The organism is Pseudarthrobacter sp. PvP090, from assembly GCF_040547365.1.
Lineage (GTDB): Bacteria > Actinomycetota > Actinomycetes > Actinomycetales > Micrococcaceae > Arthrobacter.
The window spans coordinates 41,902-57,398 of sequence record NZ_JBEPPO010000005.1; the positions used below are offsets into that span (position 1 = coordinate 41,902).

Here is a 15,497-nt window from a genome sequence, read left to right on the forward strand (position 1 = left end):
CTGGCCCGCGGCATACAGAGGCCGCGGGGCAAGGATCGTCCGTCGCGGGCACCGCAGCAAAGGTTCATTCTTAACGACTGTCCCGAAAGGACTACTGCCGTTATGGCCAAGATCATTGCATTTGATGAAGAGGCACGCCGCGGCCTTGAGCGGGGCCTGAATATCCTCGCCGACGCCGTCAAGGTCACCCTCGGCCCGCGTGGACGCAACGTCGTCCTCGAAAAGAAGTGGGGCGCCCCCACGATCACCAACGATGGTGTTTCCATCGCCAAGGAGATCGAGCTGGACGATCCTTACGAGAAGATCGGCGCCGAGCTGGTCAAGGAAGTCGCCAAGAAGACGGACGACGTCGCCGGCGACGGAACCACCACCGCCACCGTGCTGGCCCAGGCCCTGGTCAAGGAAGGCCTGCGCAACGTCGCGGCCGGTGCTGATCCCCTGTCCCTCAAGCGCGGCATCGAGAAGGCTGTCGAAGCTGTCACCCGCGAGCTCCTGGCCTCCGCCAAGGAAATCGAAACCAAGGAAGAGATTGCCGCCACGGCGTCCATCTCTGCCGGTGACAACGAGATTGGCGCCCTGATTGCCGAGGCCCTGGATAAGGTCGGCAAGGAAGGCGTCATCACCGTCGAGGAGTCGAACACGTTCGGCCTCGAGCTGGAGCTCACCGAAGGCATGCGCTTCGACAAGGGCTACATCTCCGCTTACTTCGTCACCGACGCTGAGCGCCAGGAAACGGTCCTCGAGGATCCGTACATCCTGATCGTCAACTCGAAGATCTCCAACGTCAAGGAACTGGTTGCTGTCCTCGAGAAGGTCATGCAGTCCTCCAAGCCGCTGCTGATCATTGCTGAAGACATCGAGGGCGAGGCCCTGGCCACCCTGATCGTCAACAAGATCCGTGGCACCTTCAAGTCCGTCGCCGTCAAGGCTCCGGGCTTCGGTGACCGCCGCAAGGCGCAGCTCGCCGACATCGCCATCCTCACCGGTGGCCAGGTCATCTCCGAGGAAGTCGGCCTCAAGCTTGAGACTGCCGGACTCGAACTCCTGGGCCGCGCCCGCAAGGTCGTTGTGACCAAGGACGAGACCACCATCGTCGAGGGTGCAGGTGACGCTGACCAGATCGCCGGCCGCGTTTCCCAGATCCGCGCCGAGATCGAGAACTCCGATTCGGACTACGACCGCGAGAAGCTGCAGGAACGCCTGGCCAAGCTGGCCGGCGGTGTTGCAGTCATCAAGGCCGGTGCCGCAACCGAGGTCGAGCTCAAGGAACGCAAGCACCGCATTGAGGACGCTGTCCGCAACGCCAAGGCTGCTGTCGAAGAGGGCATTGTCGCCGGCGGTGGCGTTGCCCTGATCCAGGCCGGCGCCAAGGCATTCGCCAACCTGCAGCTCGAAGGCGACGAGGCAACCGGCGCGAACATCGTCCGCGTTGCCATCGACGCCCCGCTGAAGCAGATCGCCTTCAACGCTGGCCTCGAGCCCGGCGTTGTGGTCGACAAGGTCCGCGGCCTGCCCGCAGGCCACGGCCTGAACGCAGCGACCGGCGAGTACGTCGACCTGCTGGCTGCCGGCATCAACGACCCGGTCAAGGTCACCCGCTCTGCCCTGCAGAACGCGGCTTCCATTGCCGGCCTGTTCCTCACCACCGAGGCCGTTGTGGCCGACAAGCCGGAGAAGAACTCCCCGGCCATGGGCGGCGGCGACGACATGGGCGGCATGGGAGGCATGGGCGGTTTCTAACCACCCGGCTTCCGGCGCTGGCTGGTACAGCGCTGAACGTCCAGTTCAACGACGGCGGTCCCTCCTTCGGGTGGGGCCGCCGTCGGCGTTGAAGGCCCGCCCGGTCTGGCAGGATAGTGCAGTGACGATTACAGCAGCAGCCGACGGTTCGGCTTTAGGAAATCCCGGCCCGGCCGGATGGGCCTGGTACGTGAACGACGACTGCTGGCGGGCCGGGGGATGGCCGCACGGCACCAACAACATGGGCGAGCTCATGGCCGTCCTGGACCTGTTCCGCTCCACCGCGCACCTGCCGGGCGAGCACCTGCACATCCTCTGCGACAGCCAGTACGTCATCAACTCCGTCACCAAATGGATGCCGGGCTGGAAACGCAAGGGCTGGCGCAAGTCCGACGGCAAGCCCGTCATGAACGTCGAACTGCTCAAGGAGATCGACCAGGCGCTGGTCGGCCGCAAATACACCTTCGAATGGGTGCGCGGCCACGCCGGCCACGACCTCAACGAGGCAGCGGATGACCGCGCAAGGGCCGCTGCGACGGCCTACCAGCAGGGCGTAGCCGTCCGCCAAGGCCCCGGCTTCGGCGCCGCGGCCGAGGCCCCGCTTCCCCCGGCCCGGACCGCCCCGGCACCCCAGGTCGCGCCGGCCGCCCCGGCACTGGCTGGCCAGCAGCAGCTGTTCGGGGAACCGTCGCTCTTCGATGAACCCGACCTCTTCAGCGAGCTCGACGAGGACACCACACCCGCACCGGGCACCGACGCGAGCCCGGAAGCCATCGTCGAGGCACTCGAGCGCGAACTCCTCCGCCCGAAAACCCGCGCGGACCTGGGACGCACCGGTGTGCTGCTGCACCCGGATTTCACCGAGATCGGCAGCTCGGGCCGGATCTGGACGCGGGACGCCATGATGATGTCCCTCGAAGATCATCCCGGAGGCCCCACCGAGCTGGAGCTGCTGGGCGCGGACCGGCTGGGGGAGCAGACCGTCCTCCTGACCTACCGCAGCCACGCCCGGTCAGGGACGGCCCTGCGCAGCTCCCTGTGGGTCCACGACGGCGCCCAATGGCGGCTCCGCTTCCACCAGGGCACGCCCGAAGCCTGAGCCCGTCTCCGGCCTCGCGGCGGCCGCTCAGCTGAAACGCCGGGCTCAGCTGAAACGCTGGGCTCAGCTAGACGCCGGGCTCAGCTGAAACGCTGGGCTCAGCTAGACGCCGGGCTCAGCTGAAACGCTGGGCTCAGCTGAAACGCCGGGCTCAGCTGAAACGCTGGGTATTGTGCAGTTCGGCCTGGGCGTAGCTCGCCGCTGCGGAGTTCAGCGCCAGGTTGATCGACGCCAGGGATGCCTCCACTTTTCCCTGGGTCAGGGTCCATTCGGCCACGAGAGCCTGGAAGTTGGTGGCTGCCGAGCCGCGCCACGTGGCCTGCAATTCATCGAGGCCGTGTTTCATGGCCTGGACGTCGGCGCTGATCCGGTCGACCGTGGCTTTGACGTTAGCCGACTTGAGCTGGAGGAGTTCCGTGTCGACGGAGATGATGCTCATGGGATGCCCTCTCTGCGGTGCCTGATCCGGAATCTCCGGACGCTTCGAGCCTAGGCAGGCCGCAGGAGACTGGGGACCGCGCTGTAAGGCTATGTGGAAAAGCTGCAGGGACCGCGGTCGGGCTACTTCCCGGCGGCGTCAGCGGAACTGTCGCCGTCACCGGTGCCGGCTCCACGGCCGGCGCTCGAACCGTCGTCCTCCGGGGCCTCGTCCAGGAACGGCAGGCTGACCACCAGGGTGGCTCCGCCGCCGTCGGTCTTCGCGACCCGGACGGTGCCGGCGTGCGCGCCGACGATGGCGGCGACGATCGCCAGGCCCAGCCCGCTGCCTCCGGTTTCCCGGGTGCGGGAGGTGTCCGCGCGGTAGAACCGCTCGAAGATCCGTGCGGCTTCCTCGTCCGGGACGCCGGGGCCGTGGTCGCGGACCTCGATGACGGACTGCCGGGCGCCGTCGTCCCCGTCCCGGACGCCGACGGCGAGTTCAATGGGCGTGCCCTCCGGGGTGTAGCGCAGGGCGTTGCCCACGAGGTTCCCGACGACCTGCCGCAGCTTGGCCTCGTCGCCCAGCACCGGCGCCGGTCCGGGGGGCCCGCCGTCGAGCCCGGTCAGGGTGATGGTGCGGCCGCGGTCGCTCGCCTGCGTGTCCACCACGGCGTCGTTGGCGACCAGCAGCAGATCGGCGGGCTTCTGCTGCAGCGGCCGCTGCTCATCGATCCTGGCCAGCAGCAGCAGGTCCTCCACCATGGTCCCCATCCGTTTGGCTTCGCTTTCGATCCGCCCCATTGCCGTCGCCACGTCCTCGGGGGTGGACAAGGCGCCGTGCCGGTACAGCTCGGAGAAACCCCGGATCGTCACCAGCGGGGTGCGCAGTTCGTGGGAGGCGTCCGCGGCGAAGCGCCGCATCCGGGCTTCGGAGGCCATCCGGGCGGCAAAGGCCGTCTCGATGTGGGCGAGCATGGCATTGAGGGAGCTGCCCAGCCGGCCCACCTCGGTGTTGGGGTTTTCGATCTCGACGCGCCGGGAGAGGTCCCCGGCGGCAATGGCCGCGGCGGTCTTCTCGACCCGGGCCAGCGGCCGGAAGGACCGGGAAATGCTCCAGGTGGCGATGAAAAACGCCAGGACCAGGGTCAGCAGCCCGACGCCGACGACCACCAGGACGGCGTGTTCCATCACGGAATCCACCGGCCACAGCGGGAGCCCGATGACCACCACGGAGCTGCGCTGGTTGCTGTCGACGACGTTGAGCGCGACCACCCGCCAGTTGCGTCCGTCCGTGCCGCGGACCTGGAACGCGTTCTGCTGGCGCTCCGCGGCATCGGCGGCGCTGATGGTGGTGATGTCCGGGTGGAGTTCCTTGTTGCCGCCGAACGGCAACGGGGGCTGTCCCGGCGTGAAGAGCATCAGCGAGTAGTCGGTGGGGATGCTCTGGTTCTGGTCCTGCAGTTGGCTGAAGGACTGCTGCTGGCGCACCGAGGTGACCGCGGCCCGGAGCTTGTCATCGACCTGCCCCTGCAGATAGCTGTGCAGCAGGGTCAGGGTCCCTGCGCCGGTGGCGGTGAGGGCCACCAGCATCAGTGCGGTCATGATGGCGACCAGCTGCGACCGCAGCGACGCCGACTTCCAACGGTGCAGCAACAAGGTCAGCGCTTCTCGGCCGTCCGCAGGACGTAGCCGACGCCCCGTTTGGTCTGGATCAGGGCCGGGGCGTCCGGATCAATATCCACCTTGCGGCGCAGATAGGAGATGTAAGACTCGACGATCGAGGCATCCCCGTTGAAGTCGTATTCCCAGACGTGGTCCAGGATCTGGGCCTTGGACAGCACCCGGTTGGGGTTCAGCATGAGGTAGCGCAGGAGCTTGAATTCGGTGGGGGACAGCTCGATCACGGTGCCGCCGCGGCGGACCTCGTGGGCGTCGTCGTCGAGCTCCAGATCATCGACCCGGATGACCGCATCGTCGTCCTGCAGCGGCTGGGTGCGGCGCAGCACGGCCCGGATGCGGGCCACGACTTCATCGAGGCTGAAGGGCTTGGTGACGTAGTCGTCGCCGCCCACGGTCAGGCCCATGACCTTGTCCTCGGTGTCATCCTTGGCGGTCAGGAAGAGAACGGGGAAGTGTTTGCCTGCGGCGCGCAGCCGGCGGGTGACGGTGAAACCGTCCATATCCGGCAGCATGACGTCCAGGACGGCGAGGTCGGGGGAATGCAGATCGGCCGCAGCCAGGGCCTCGCGCCCGTTGGACGCCGAGACGACCTCGAAGCCCGCAAAGCGCAGGGACGTGGACAGCAGCTCGCGGATGTTCGGTTCATCATCGACGACGAGCAGCTTGGCTTCGGGTCCGTTCTTTTTCATGGTTCCCATGATGCTCCCAGAATCTGGGAGTTTTCTGAATGGCGGATGTGTGTTCGGTGGGCCCGGCCTGGCACCGGGGCGGCCGGAACCGGCCGGCGGGCGAGCACAGGTGGTCCGTCGAAGGCATTCCCCTGCGCCGGTGACGACATTAGAGTGGCCCTATCGAAAACCACTCCGCCGCGGCGGTATGAGCGCGGGTACCCCAATGAAGAGGACACCAAGTGACGACTGAAAGCAACGCAGTGGACAGTTCAGGCGCCGTTGACCGGAGCATCCGCGACTGGGCGGACCTTGCCGAAGAGATGTAGTCCTACCTGACCGGCAAAGGCGCCGCCATCAACTACAACTTCATCGACATGACCATCGAAGTTCCCCGCGACATCGGCCCGGACGCGCCGCGCGCCACCTGGAAGCTGAACGGGAGCCTCCGCGTGACCACCAGCGACAAGGACGCCGTGGGTTCCGACGAGAACAGGGCCTGACCATGGCCCCGCGGTTCCGGGCCGACATCAACCTGGACTTTTCCCTCCAGGAGGCATCGGGGGAGGAGGCCCGCGGGTCGGTGAAGGCTTCCGGGAGTGAAGTGGTTGTCGCGCTGGACCGCATCGACGCCCTGCTGTCGCACCGGATGCCGTCCCTGGGCGATCTCAGGCCCTTGGCCAAGACACTGTCGGACCAGGGGCTGTCGGTCGTCGTGGACGGACCCGATGGCAGGATCATCAGCCTTGGCGCCGTCGACGCTCCGGCCTCGCAGCGGGTGATTACCCGGTCGCCGCACATCAAGCTGGGCAAGCTGGGAGCGCTGGCACCCATGCTGAAACGGGGCCGGCGTTCTCCTGCCCGGACATTTTCCCTGCTGCCGCCGGGAACCCTGTTGCCGTTGCTGCCGACAGTGAAGCGCAGGATTCCCCGCCGCATCACGACCACCCACTACACCCGGGGCGGCGGCCGGCCCAGGTTGATTTTCGTGCAGGACTCGAAGTCCTGGAACGGCCAGGTCCCGCGTGAGTTCAGCCTCACTGAGGAACGGGTGCGCATCGGCAGTGATGCCTCCGCCCAGTTGCAGCTTCCGGGACTGGATGGACTGCATGCGGAAATTGTCCACAATGACCGGGATGAATACGTGCTGGTCCGGCACGGCAAAGTCAGCGGCAGCTTCGGTCCGGGATCATCGTCCGTACTGCGCACTGGCTCCCGCCTCCAGATGGGCGAGTGGTGCCTGGCGTTCTTCCGTGAAGAATTCGCCGACCACGGACGCCCCTTCGGCGGCCGAAGCGGCGGCGAATTCGCGTACCAGCGCCCGCAGCGCGACCCGCGCACCGGAGCCATGGAACAGGACGGGTCGACCTACATCCGCTAGCGCGGAGACCTGGCCGGAAGGCGGTGTGCCGGGTCAGTCCGCGGGTGAGCTGGTCCCGACGTCCCGGGCATCCATGATCCGGTAGGCGTAGCCCTGTTCGGCCAGGAAGCGCTGGCGCTTGGCCGCGAAGTCCTGGTCCAGCGTGTCCCTGGCCACGAGGGAGTAGAAGCGGGCGGCGCGGCCGTCCTTCTTGGGACGCAGCAGCCGGCCAAGGCGCTGGGCTTCCTCCTGCCGGGAACCGAAGGAACCGGACACCTGGATCGCGACCGAGGCCTCGGGCAGGTCGATCGAGAAGTTGGCGACCTTGGACACGACGAGGGTCTGCACCTCGCCCGCGCGGAAGGCGTCAAAGAGCCTTTGGCGTTCCTTGACCGGGGTGTCGCCCTTGATCACCGGAGCGTCCAGGCGCTCGCCGATCTCGTCCAGCTGGTCGATGTACTGGCCGATCACCAGCAGCTGCTCGCCGGCGTGTGCGGCCACGAGCTGTTCCACCACCAGGGTTTTGGACTCTGACGTGGCGCACAGCCGGTATTTGTCCGCGTCCTCGGCCATCGCATAGGCCACGCGTTCGTCGCGGGGCAGGTCGATCCGGACCTCCACGCAATCGGCCGGGGCAATGTAGCCCTGCGCCTCGATGTCCTTCCACGGCGCGTCGTACCTCTTCGGCCCGATCAGGCTGAACACTTCGCCCTCGCGGCCGTCTTCGCGGACCAGCGTGGCCGTGAGCCCGAGCCTGCGGCGGGCCTGCAGGTCCGCCGTCATCCGGAAGATCGGGGCGGGCAGGAGGTGGACCTCGTCGTAGATGATGAGCCCCCAGTCGTTGCCGTCCACCAGCTCCAGGTGGGGGTAGAGCCCGCCCCGCTTGGTGGTCAGGACCTGGTACGTGGCGATTGTCACGGGCCGGACCTCCTTGACTGAGCCGGAGTATTCGCCGATCTCCTCCTCGGTGAGGGAGGTCCGCTTGAGGAGCTCGTCCTTCCACTGCCGGGCGGACACCGTGTTGGTGACCAGGATCAGGGTCGTGGTGGAGCTGGTGGCCATCGCGGCGGCCCCCACCAGCGTTTTGCCGGCCCCGCAGGGGAGCACGACGACGCCGCTACCGCCGGCCCAGAAGTTCTCCATCGCCAGCTTCTGGTAAGGGCGGAGCTTCCAGCCGGACTCGTCGAGCAGGATGGGGTGCGGCGTGCCGTCAACGTACCCGGCCAGGTCCTCTGCCGGCCAGCCGATCTTGAGCAGCAGCTGCTTGAGCTGGCCGCGCTGGGAGGAGTGCACCACCACGGTCTCGCCGTCGATCCTCGGGCCCAGCAGCGGGGCGATCTTCTTGGCGCGGCTGACCTCCTCCAGCACCGGATAGTCCGAGGTGCGCATGACGAGGCCGTGCTGCGGATCCTTCTCGAGCCGCAGCCGGCCGTACCGCGACATGGTCTCTTCGACGTCGATCAGCAGGGAATGCGGCACCGGGAAACGGGAGTACTTCAGCAGCGTGTCCAGCACCTTCTCGGCGTCAAGGCCGGCAGCCCGGGCGTTCCAGAGGCCCAGCGGGGTCAGCCGGTAGCTGTGGATGTGCTCGGGGGCGCGTTCCAGCTCGGCGAAGGCGGCGATGGCGTGGCGTGCCTCGGTGGCGAGTTCGTGGTCCACTTCGAGCAGGATGGTTTTGTCACTCTGGACGATCAGCGGTCCATCGTTCACTGGAGCAATTCCTCTGCGGCTTCTACGTCGATAATCCGGTGGATGGACAGGACACGTTCGGTTTCCTTTTCCGGGTCGAAGACCCGGACCCGTCCGCCGTTCACAGCTACGGGAACAACCGTTTCCCGCACGGCATTCCCCATGCCGTCGACGACGTTCATCACCACACGCTGTTTGAGCCGGATCGCCCGCTGCAGGGTTTCCAGCCCCAGCTGCGTCGCCTCTTCGCTCCCGGGGGGCGCCGCCGGATGCCCGGACGCGCCGCCGCCGGCGTTGCGCTCGCTGCGCAGGACCGCCAGCTGGGCATCGACGTCGGCTTCCGGAGGGGCGGTGCGCGGTGCGCTGTAGACCGGCCGCACACTGCCGGGCGCCGCGGTGGTGCGGCGCAGCCGGACGCCGCCGGCCTCGGACTCTTCCACCGCCGGGGACAGCCCCAGGCTCCGGAGCAGCTGCGCCGTTTCCCGCGGAGCGGCGTGCGAGACCAGCACAGTGGGGGCGATCCGGACCAACCCGAGGCCGGCGGCGCCGGGCGTGTTCAGCAGCTCCAGGAGCGCCGTTTCGTCGTCGCTCTGGATGAAGCTCGCGGCGGATCCCACCCGCAGCCTGGCGTGGCGGGCGGCGGTGTCCTCGATCAGGTACTTCAGCGGCTGCGGGATCGCCGTCGCCGAGTGCAGGCCGAGGAAGTCCAGCATGGCTTGGGCGTCCTGGCCGGCGTCGAGGGCCCGCCGGACCGAGGACACCGAGAAGCGGTAGATCGTGGCGGGGCCCTGGCCTTCGGCATCGGCCATGGTGAGGAGCTTCTCGGTCAGCTCCGGCGCGAGATAGCCGGGCGCCACCGCCGTCAGGTCGGCCTGGAGCAGGACATGGTTCAACGCTGCCGGCAGGTGTTCGCCCAGGATTCCCATCGCCGCGTCGGGCTGTTCGGCGGCGATGGCCGCCCCGATCTGGCTGAGCGCGCCCGAGCCGATGAGGCCGAGCAGTTCGGCCTCGGCCAGCACCCCCCGGATCAGCGAGCTGAAGCGCCGTGCCATCCGGGGCTGGGTCCAGTCGGCGCGTTCCAGCACCGCCGCGGCGTCCAGGACCGGTGCCTGCCCGTCGTGCGCCGCGGCTTCCTCGGTCAGTTCAGCCAGGATTTCCAGGATCCGTTTCCGGACCACCGGGGCGTCCGGGCGCTGGGCTTCGGCCGAGAGCGCGTTGATGGTGCTGCCGGCCGCACCGCGGTGCAGGGCCGGGACCCCGGCCTGGCCGTTGACTGGCTGTCCCACCAGGGACGGCGCCCGCTCGCTGGCGAGCCAGGCATTGACCAGCCAGAGCCACTGCTCCTGGCGCGGAAGCGTCAGCCACTCCAGCTGCGCCGGCTGGACCCAGGCGGAACTGTCCACGTCCAGGCGGATGAGGCCGGAAAGGGCGCACAACTCGGCCAGGACGCCGGCGTCGTGCATCTCGATCCGCAGCCCGTCCGCCAGGCGCTTGAGCTCCCGGACGCCCACCCCGCCGCTGCGCAGCGTGACAAGAGGCTGTTCACGGACGCAATAAAGCAGCTCACCCACCAGCCGCAGGGTCTCGGCAATCGCTCCGAGGGCCGCATTGCGGCGCAGCGCTGCAGAGGTGGCGCCCAGCCGCGGCACCGGGGGAGTCAGCGCGAACTTCTCGATGACAAAGCCGCCGCGCAGCGAGACCCCGACGCTGTGCGGGAGCTCCACATGGGCCGCGTCCAGCGGCACCAGCAGCCCGCGGGCCAGGAGCCAGTCCACCGGCCCGACGTCGGCGGCCTCGTGCAGCACGGAGGCGCGCCGTTGCGCCTGGGGAACGGCGCCCATGGCCCAGTTCCCGAAGCGTGCGAGCAGTGCCGGCGTGCGTTCGGGGGCGGTGGCGAGGATCTGCCGCAGGGACTCCGGTGTGGCCGTCCAGTGCTGCAGCGACAGTGCGGCCTCCATCGGAGTGGCCGCGGGGGAGATCGAAGCGCCGCTGCGGTGCAGTTCCCCGACGAGCTGGACCACACGCTGCGCGAACGCCGGCTGGAGCCGCACCAGTTCGGTGTAGCTGCGCCCGAGCCCTGCCGGGTAGATCCCGATGACGTCCTTGAGGCTGCCGACGGGCAAGTAGTAGCGCTGCTTCGAGCCAGCGGGCGGCGCAGCTCCATGCGGGGGTTCCGCCCGGTGGACGAGGGCCAGTTCCTGGAGCGAATGCAGCATCTTTTCGATGGAGGCCAGGGTCGCGCCGTTGATCAGCTTCTTCAGCATCGGGGCGGAGGCGCTGTGCCCGGTGTCCGTGTTCGTGCACAGGTGCAGGGTCTCCAGGACCTGCATTTCCGGGCGGTTCAGCCGCTCCAACGCGCGCTGCACGCTGACACGGCCGCTCGCGCGGGCCGCCAGGGCGGCGAAGTCCGGCACGCCCGGGGAAATCAGGTCCGGCCGCGCGGAGAACAAGGCACGCAGCGAGTCATCGCTGCGTGCCTGCAGTTCCTTGCTCAGCGCGCGGATTAGAGACATCAGTGCAAGGCTACCTTTCGTCCGGCCCTCGGGTACGGCGCCGGGCTGCGACACCGTCGATCACGAGCAAGAGCATGAGCAGGAAGGCCGCGGGAAGCCCGTAGAGGGCGGTGGAGGTGATCCAGGCCGGCGACACGGCATTGTTGAAGGCCATCGCCATCACGACGCCGACGGCCGTGAGCGACAGCACGGCGGCTGCAGCCGCGACGATCAGCAGTGGCCGCCGGAAACGCAGTGGAGTCATGGAGCTAACGCTAACAGTCCGGCCTGTCCCGCGCCCCAAACGACCAAAGTAGGCCGGGCAGGATAACCTTGAAGGAACAGACCAACACGGTCCTGGCAGTCATACCCTGAACCCGCATATCCATGCGGATGCGGTGACCGCCGGCCGTGTCACCAGCAGAACGAAGAAGGTTGATTACGTGCCTACCGGCAAGGTCAAATGGTATGACAAGGAAAAGGGCTTCGGATTCCTCGCGGGAGAGGACGGCCAGGAAGTCTTCCTGCCGAAGTCCGCGCTGCCCGAGGGCGTCACCGAGCTGAAGGCGGGCACCCGCGTTGAGTTCGGCGTGGCCGACGGCCGCAAGGGCGCCCAGGCCCTGGGCCTGCGCGTGCTGGACAAGACACCGTCCATCGCCAAGGCCAAGCGGCCCAGCGCGAAGGATCTCGCCCCTCTGGTCCAGGACCTCGTCTCCGTGCTGGACAACCTGTCCGGAACCCTGTCCGCGGGCAAGTACCCGGAAGGCAACAAGGGCAAGGCGATCGCCGTCGCCCTGCGTAAGGTTGCCGACGAGCTGGACGCGTAGGTCCCTGTGATGACTCCGGAAACTGATCAGACCCCCTCCACTGCCGGGAACACGACTGCCGCCGGGGACAGGAACGCCGGGGGCAAGAAAGCCGGAACCAAAGACGGCAGCAAGCCGCGCACCGGCGTTCCCGTCTGGCGCACCGGCAAGCCCGATGCCTTCCTGGCCGCCGCCGTCGACGTCGCCCGTGCCGCCATCGAGGGCATCGCCCCCGCTGAACAGATCGGCCGGCACCTCGCGGCCAAGAGTGAGGGCGACCGCCTGGTCACGCACCTGTTCGAATCCAAGCTTGCCGGCTACGGCGGCTGGCAGTGGTACGCCGTGCTCACCCGGAACTCCCGGTCCAAGGTAGTGACGGTCGATGAGCTGGGCCTGCTGCCCTCCGACGACTCGATCCTTGCGCCCGAATGGATCCCGTGGGCCGAACGTGTCCGCCCCGGCGACGAACAGGGCGAGGAAGAGCTTGCGTCGGCCGCAGTGACGGCACCGCCGGAGGACACCGCCGACTCCCTGGACACCCTCGACGCCGCTGAGCCGGAAGACGACCCCGACGACGGCTCCGAAGATTCGGACGATGCGCCCGAAGACGACTCCGACGATGCAGACGGCAACGCGGACGGCGCCGGCGACGAGTACGACGCCGACGATGTTGACGACGATGACGTGCCGGGTGCCGGAGACGCGCCGGAAGACGAGTCGCCCGCAGCGCAGGCTGACTAACGGTTGGAACCACGCGGGACGCTGCACAGTGAGGGCTGGACATGATGTCTACCTTCAAGTCCCTGCACATCCTGAACTACCGGATCTGGTTCATCGGCGCGGTGATTTCCAACATCGGGACCTGGATGCAGCGCACTGCCCAGGACTGGCTGGTCTTTGACCACCTGACCGATCACGATGCCAGTGCCATGGGCGTCACGATGGCCCTGCAGCTCGGGCCCCAGCTCTTCCTCGCCCCTGTGGCCGGACTGCTGGCTGACCGATTCAACCGGAAACGGCTGCTCATCCTGACCCAGTCCGCGATGGCGGTGCTGAGTGCGGGGCTTGGCATCCTTGTGGTGTCCGGGGCCGCGCAGCTCTGGCATGTCTACGGTTTCGCGCTGCTGCTCGGCGTTGTCTCGGCCCTCGATGCCCCGGTGCGGCAGACCTTCGTCTCCGAACTGGTCCGCGACGATTACCTGCCCAACGCGGTGGCCCTCAACAGCGCCTCCTTCAACGTGGCCCGCATGATCGGGCCCGCGGTGGCCGGCATCCTCACGGTCGCCGTCGGCCCCGGCTGGGTGTTCCTGATCAACACCCTGACCTTCATGGCGCTGCTGCTGAGCCTGTGGAAGATTCCCACCGCCTCGCTGCGCCAGCTGCCCCGTGCCGCGGCCGGCAAGGGCCGGATCCGCGAGGGGCTGCGCTATGTGCGGTTCCGTCCGGACATCGTGGTGGTGCTCGTCGCGGTCTTCATCGTGGGGACGCTGGGACTGAACTTTGTGCTGTTCATCGCGGCCATGGTCGGCACGGAATTCGGCCTTGATGCCAGCGCGTTCGGGCTGATGAATTCCATCATGGCCATCGGCTCCGTTGCCGGCGCCCTGCTGTCCGCCGGCCGCAAGAAACCCAGGCTGCGGATCATTTTCGGGGCGGCCGGAGCTTTCGGCGTGGCCTCCGGCGTCGCGGCGCTGGCCCCCAGCTACTTCTGGTTCGGCGTGGCGCTGGTTCCGGTGGGGCTCTTCGCCATCACCATGATGACGAGCGCCAACGGCTACGTGCAGACCACCACGGACCCCGTGATGCGCGGCCGGGTCATGGCGCTCTATATGGCGATCTTCATGGGCGGCACGCCGATCGGGGCCCCGCTCGTGGGGTGGGTTGCCAACGTCGCCGGTCCCCGCTGGTCCCTGAGCGTCGCGGCGGCCTCCGGCCTGATCGCGGCCCTGATCGGGCTGGTGTGGATTATCCGGGCCAGGCAGCTGCGGATCCGCTTCGACCGGCGGGCCCGCGGGCTGCGCTACTTCCGTGTGGTGTCCGCCGGCCCCGGCGCACACGGCCCCGACGCAGACGGCGCCGCCCGGGACTGAACCCGGACAGTGCCGTCGAACGCCGTCCGCCGCTGGCGCCTGAGGGCCGGGCCCGCGCGCAAGTTACTTCTTCAGCTCGCCCACCACGAAGTCGATGCACTCCAGCAGCGCGGACACATCGTCCGGCTCGATGGCCACGAAGGTCGCGATGCGGAGCTGGTTGCGGCCCAGCTTGCGGTACGGCTCGGTGTCGACGATGCCGTTGGCGCGGAGCACCTTCGCGATCGCGGCGGCGTCGATGGAGTCATCGAAGTCGATCGTGGCGATGACGTTGGAGCGGTCCCCAGCCTTCGCCACGAACGGGGTGGCGTACTCCGAGGCCTCGGCCCAGCGGTAGATGCGGCCGGCCGAATCCGCGGTTCGCGCTGAGGCGAAGTCCAGTCCGCCGTTCGCGTTGAGCCACTGCACCTGGGCATCGAGGGTGACGAGCGTGGCCAGGGCCGGAGTGTTGTAGGTCTGGTTCAGCCGCGAGTTGTCAATCGCCGTCTGGAGGTCCAGGAAGTCGGGGATCCAGCGGCCGCCGGCCTTGATCCGCGCCGCACGTTCCAGCGCTGCCGGGGAGAACAGGCCAAGCCACAGGCCGCCGTCGGAGGCAAAGTTCTTCTGCGGGGCGAAGTAGTAGACGTCCGCTTCAGCGACGTCGACATCCAGCCCGCCGGCAGCCGAGGTGGCGTCAACCAGGACCAGGGAGCCGGCATCGGCGCCGGCCACACGCTGGACCGGGGCGGCGACGCCGGTGGACGTCTCGTTCTGCGGCCAGGCGTAAACATCGACGCCGGCCTCGGCCTTGGCCGCCGGGCGGGTGCCCGGTTCGGACTTGATGATGGTGGAGTCCGCCAGGAACGGCGCCTTGTTGGTGGCGGAGGCGAACTTTGAGCCAAACTCGCCAAAGGACAAGTGCTGGGCCTTGTTTTCCACCAGGCCGAAGCTGGCGATGTCCCAGAACGCCGTCGATCCGCCGACGCCCAGGATGACCTCATAGCCCTCGGGGGCGCGGAAGAACTGGCTGAGCCCGCTCCGGACCGATCCCACGAGGTTCTTGACCGGCGCCTGGCGGTGGGACGTCCCCAGCAGCTGCGACGCCGCGGCGAGGGCTTCCATCTGCTCCGGACGGACCTTGGACGGTCCGGCGCCGAACCGGCCGTCCTTGGGCAGGAGGTTGGCGGGAATCGTGATGCTGGTGTCGCTCACAGTGGCTCCAATTTTCGGCTGGTACAAAAAGTGTGGCTCGGGAGGCGGCCCGGCAGCGTGGCTGCAGCGGAGTCTCGCGTTTCATTCTGCCTGACTGCCCGGCGGGGGAGGCAAAAATGCCCGTCATAGTCCGGTCACTGAGATTATCCGGAGTAATTCAAAATAGGCTAAGCTGGCCTGCGAACGTACGGCGGACCCCGCCAGGTCGCCTGCAGCACGCGGTACGGTGGGAAGCACGCAAGGACGGCGCTCGAGGAGCTGA

The 15,497-nt window shown here is 67.9% G+C and carries 13 protein-coding genes and 1 pseudogene; 7 read left to right on the forward strand and 7 right to left on the reverse strand.

Annotated features, from left to right (window positions below):
* The first annotated feature begins 102 nt into the window (after window positions 1-102).
* Both groL and ABIC21_RS07000 read left to right on the forward strand, forming a co-directional pair.
* Window positions 103-1,740 (forward strand): chaperonin GroEL, encoded by a 1,638-nt coding sequence (groL, locus tag ABIC21_RS06995; protein ID WP_160667642.1) that lies wholly within the window; start codon window positions 103-105, stop codon window positions 1,738-1,740.
* Between the two features lie 121 nt (window positions 1,741-1,861).
* Entirely contained in the window at window positions 1,862-2,839 is a 978-nt protein-coding gene (locus tag ABIC21_RS07000) for an RNase H family protein (RefSeq protein ID WP_354349693.1), read from the forward strand.
* Between the two features lie 151 nt (window positions 2,840-2,990).
* Here the strand turns inward: ABIC21_RS07000 and ABIC21_RS07005 are convergent, their stop codons facing one another.
* From ABIC21_RS07005 to ABIC21_RS07015, 3 genes are all read right to left on the reverse strand, one after another.
* Window positions 2,991-3,278 carry a WXG100 family type VII secretion target gene (locus ABIC21_RS07005; protein ID WP_282382014.1) on the reverse strand — a complete coding sequence of 96 codons (288 nt, stop codon included), beginning with the start codon at window positions 3,276-3,278 and terminating at the stop codon, window positions 2,991-2,993.
* Window positions 3,279-3,400: 122 nt separating this feature from the next.
* Window positions 3,401-4,912 carry a sensor histidine kinase gene (locus tag ABIC21_RS07010; protein WP_354349903.1) on the reverse strand — a complete coding sequence of 504 codons (1,512 nt, stop codon included), beginning with the start codon at window positions 4,910-4,912 and terminating at the stop codon, window positions 3,401-3,403.
* 5 nt (window positions 4,913-4,917) lie between these two features.
* Window positions 4,918-5,628, reverse strand: a complete 711-nt coding sequence (locus ABIC21_RS07015) for a response regulator transcription factor (protein ID WP_069952599.1) — start codon at window positions 5,626-5,628, stop codon at window positions 4,918-4,920.
* A 221-nt stretch (window positions 5,629-5,849) separates the two neighbouring features.
* Between ABIC21_RS07015 and ABIC21_RS07020 the strand changes: the two are divergent.
* Both ABIC21_RS07020 and ABIC21_RS07025 read left to right on the forward strand, forming a co-directional pair.
* Window positions 5,850-6,110 (forward strand): annotated as a pseudogene (locus ABIC21_RS07020) (hypothetical protein).
* A 2-nt stretch (window positions 6,111-6,112) separates the two neighbouring features.
* Window positions 6,113-6,988 (forward strand): FHA domain-containing protein, encoded by an 876-nt coding sequence (locus tag ABIC21_RS07025; RefSeq protein WP_354349694.1) that lies wholly within the window; start codon window positions 6,113-6,115, stop codon window positions 6,986-6,988.
* Between the two features lie 33 nt (window positions 6,989-7,021).
* Here the strand turns inward: ABIC21_RS07025 and ABIC21_RS07030 are convergent, their stop codons facing one another.
* From ABIC21_RS07030 to ABIC21_RS07040, 3 genes are read right to left on the reverse strand one after another with little or no spacing between them, the layout of a single operon-like run.
* Complete coding sequence (locus ABIC21_RS07030; RefSeq protein WP_354349695.1) at window positions 7,022-8,677, reverse strand: DNA repair helicase XPB; 1,656 nt, start codon at window positions 8,675-8,677, stop codon at window positions 7,022-7,024.
* On the reverse strand, window positions 8,674-11,169 hold the full coding sequence (locus tag ABIC21_RS07035; protein WP_354349696.1) for a helicase-associated domain-containing protein: 2,496 nt from the start codon (window positions 11,167-11,169) through the stop codon (window positions 8,674-8,676). The genes ABIC21_RS07030 and ABIC21_RS07035 overlap by 4 nt, the downstream gene beginning before the upstream one ends.
* 10 nt (window positions 11,170-11,179) lie before the next feature.
* Window positions 11,180-11,413: a hypothetical protein gene (locus ABIC21_RS07040; RefSeq protein WP_354349697.1), complete on the reverse strand. Its 234-nt coding sequence runs from the start codon at window positions 11,411-11,413 to the stop codon at window positions 11,180-11,182.
* Window positions 11,414-11,591: 178 nt separating this feature from the next.
* Here ABIC21_RS07040 and ABIC21_RS07045 point away from each other — a divergent pair, with 178 nt between their 5' ends.
* The 3 genes from ABIC21_RS07045 to ABIC21_RS07055 are packed head-to-tail and all read left to right on the forward strand — an operon-like array spanning window position 11,592 to window position 14,044.
* Window positions 11,592-11,975: a cold-shock protein gene (locus ABIC21_RS07045; protein WP_024366560.1), complete on the forward strand. Its 384-nt coding sequence runs from the start codon at window positions 11,592-11,594 to the stop codon at window positions 11,973-11,975.
* Between the two features lie 9 nt (window positions 11,976-11,984).
* Window positions 11,985-12,695, forward strand: a complete 711-nt coding sequence (locus tag ABIC21_RS07050; protein ID WP_354349698.1) for a DUF3027 domain-containing protein — start codon at window positions 11,985-11,987, stop codon at window positions 12,693-12,695.
* A gap of 44 nt (window positions 12,696-12,739) precedes the next feature.
* Window positions 12,740-14,044 (forward strand): MFS transporter, encoded by a 1,305-nt coding sequence (locus ABIC21_RS07055; protein ID WP_354349699.1) that lies wholly within the window; start codon window positions 12,740-12,742, stop codon window positions 14,042-14,044.
* 63 nt (window positions 14,045-14,107) lie between these two features.
* Here the strand turns inward: ABIC21_RS07055 and serC are convergent, their stop codons facing one another.
* The gene (gene serC, locus ABIC21_RS07060; RefSeq protein ID WP_354349700.1) at window positions 14,108-15,235 is read right to left on the reverse strand and encodes a phosphoserine transaminase; all 1,128 of its coding nucleotides are present in this window, start codon (window positions 15,233-15,235) and stop codon (window positions 14,108-14,110) included.
* Window positions 15,236-15,497: the final 262 nt, after the last annotated feature.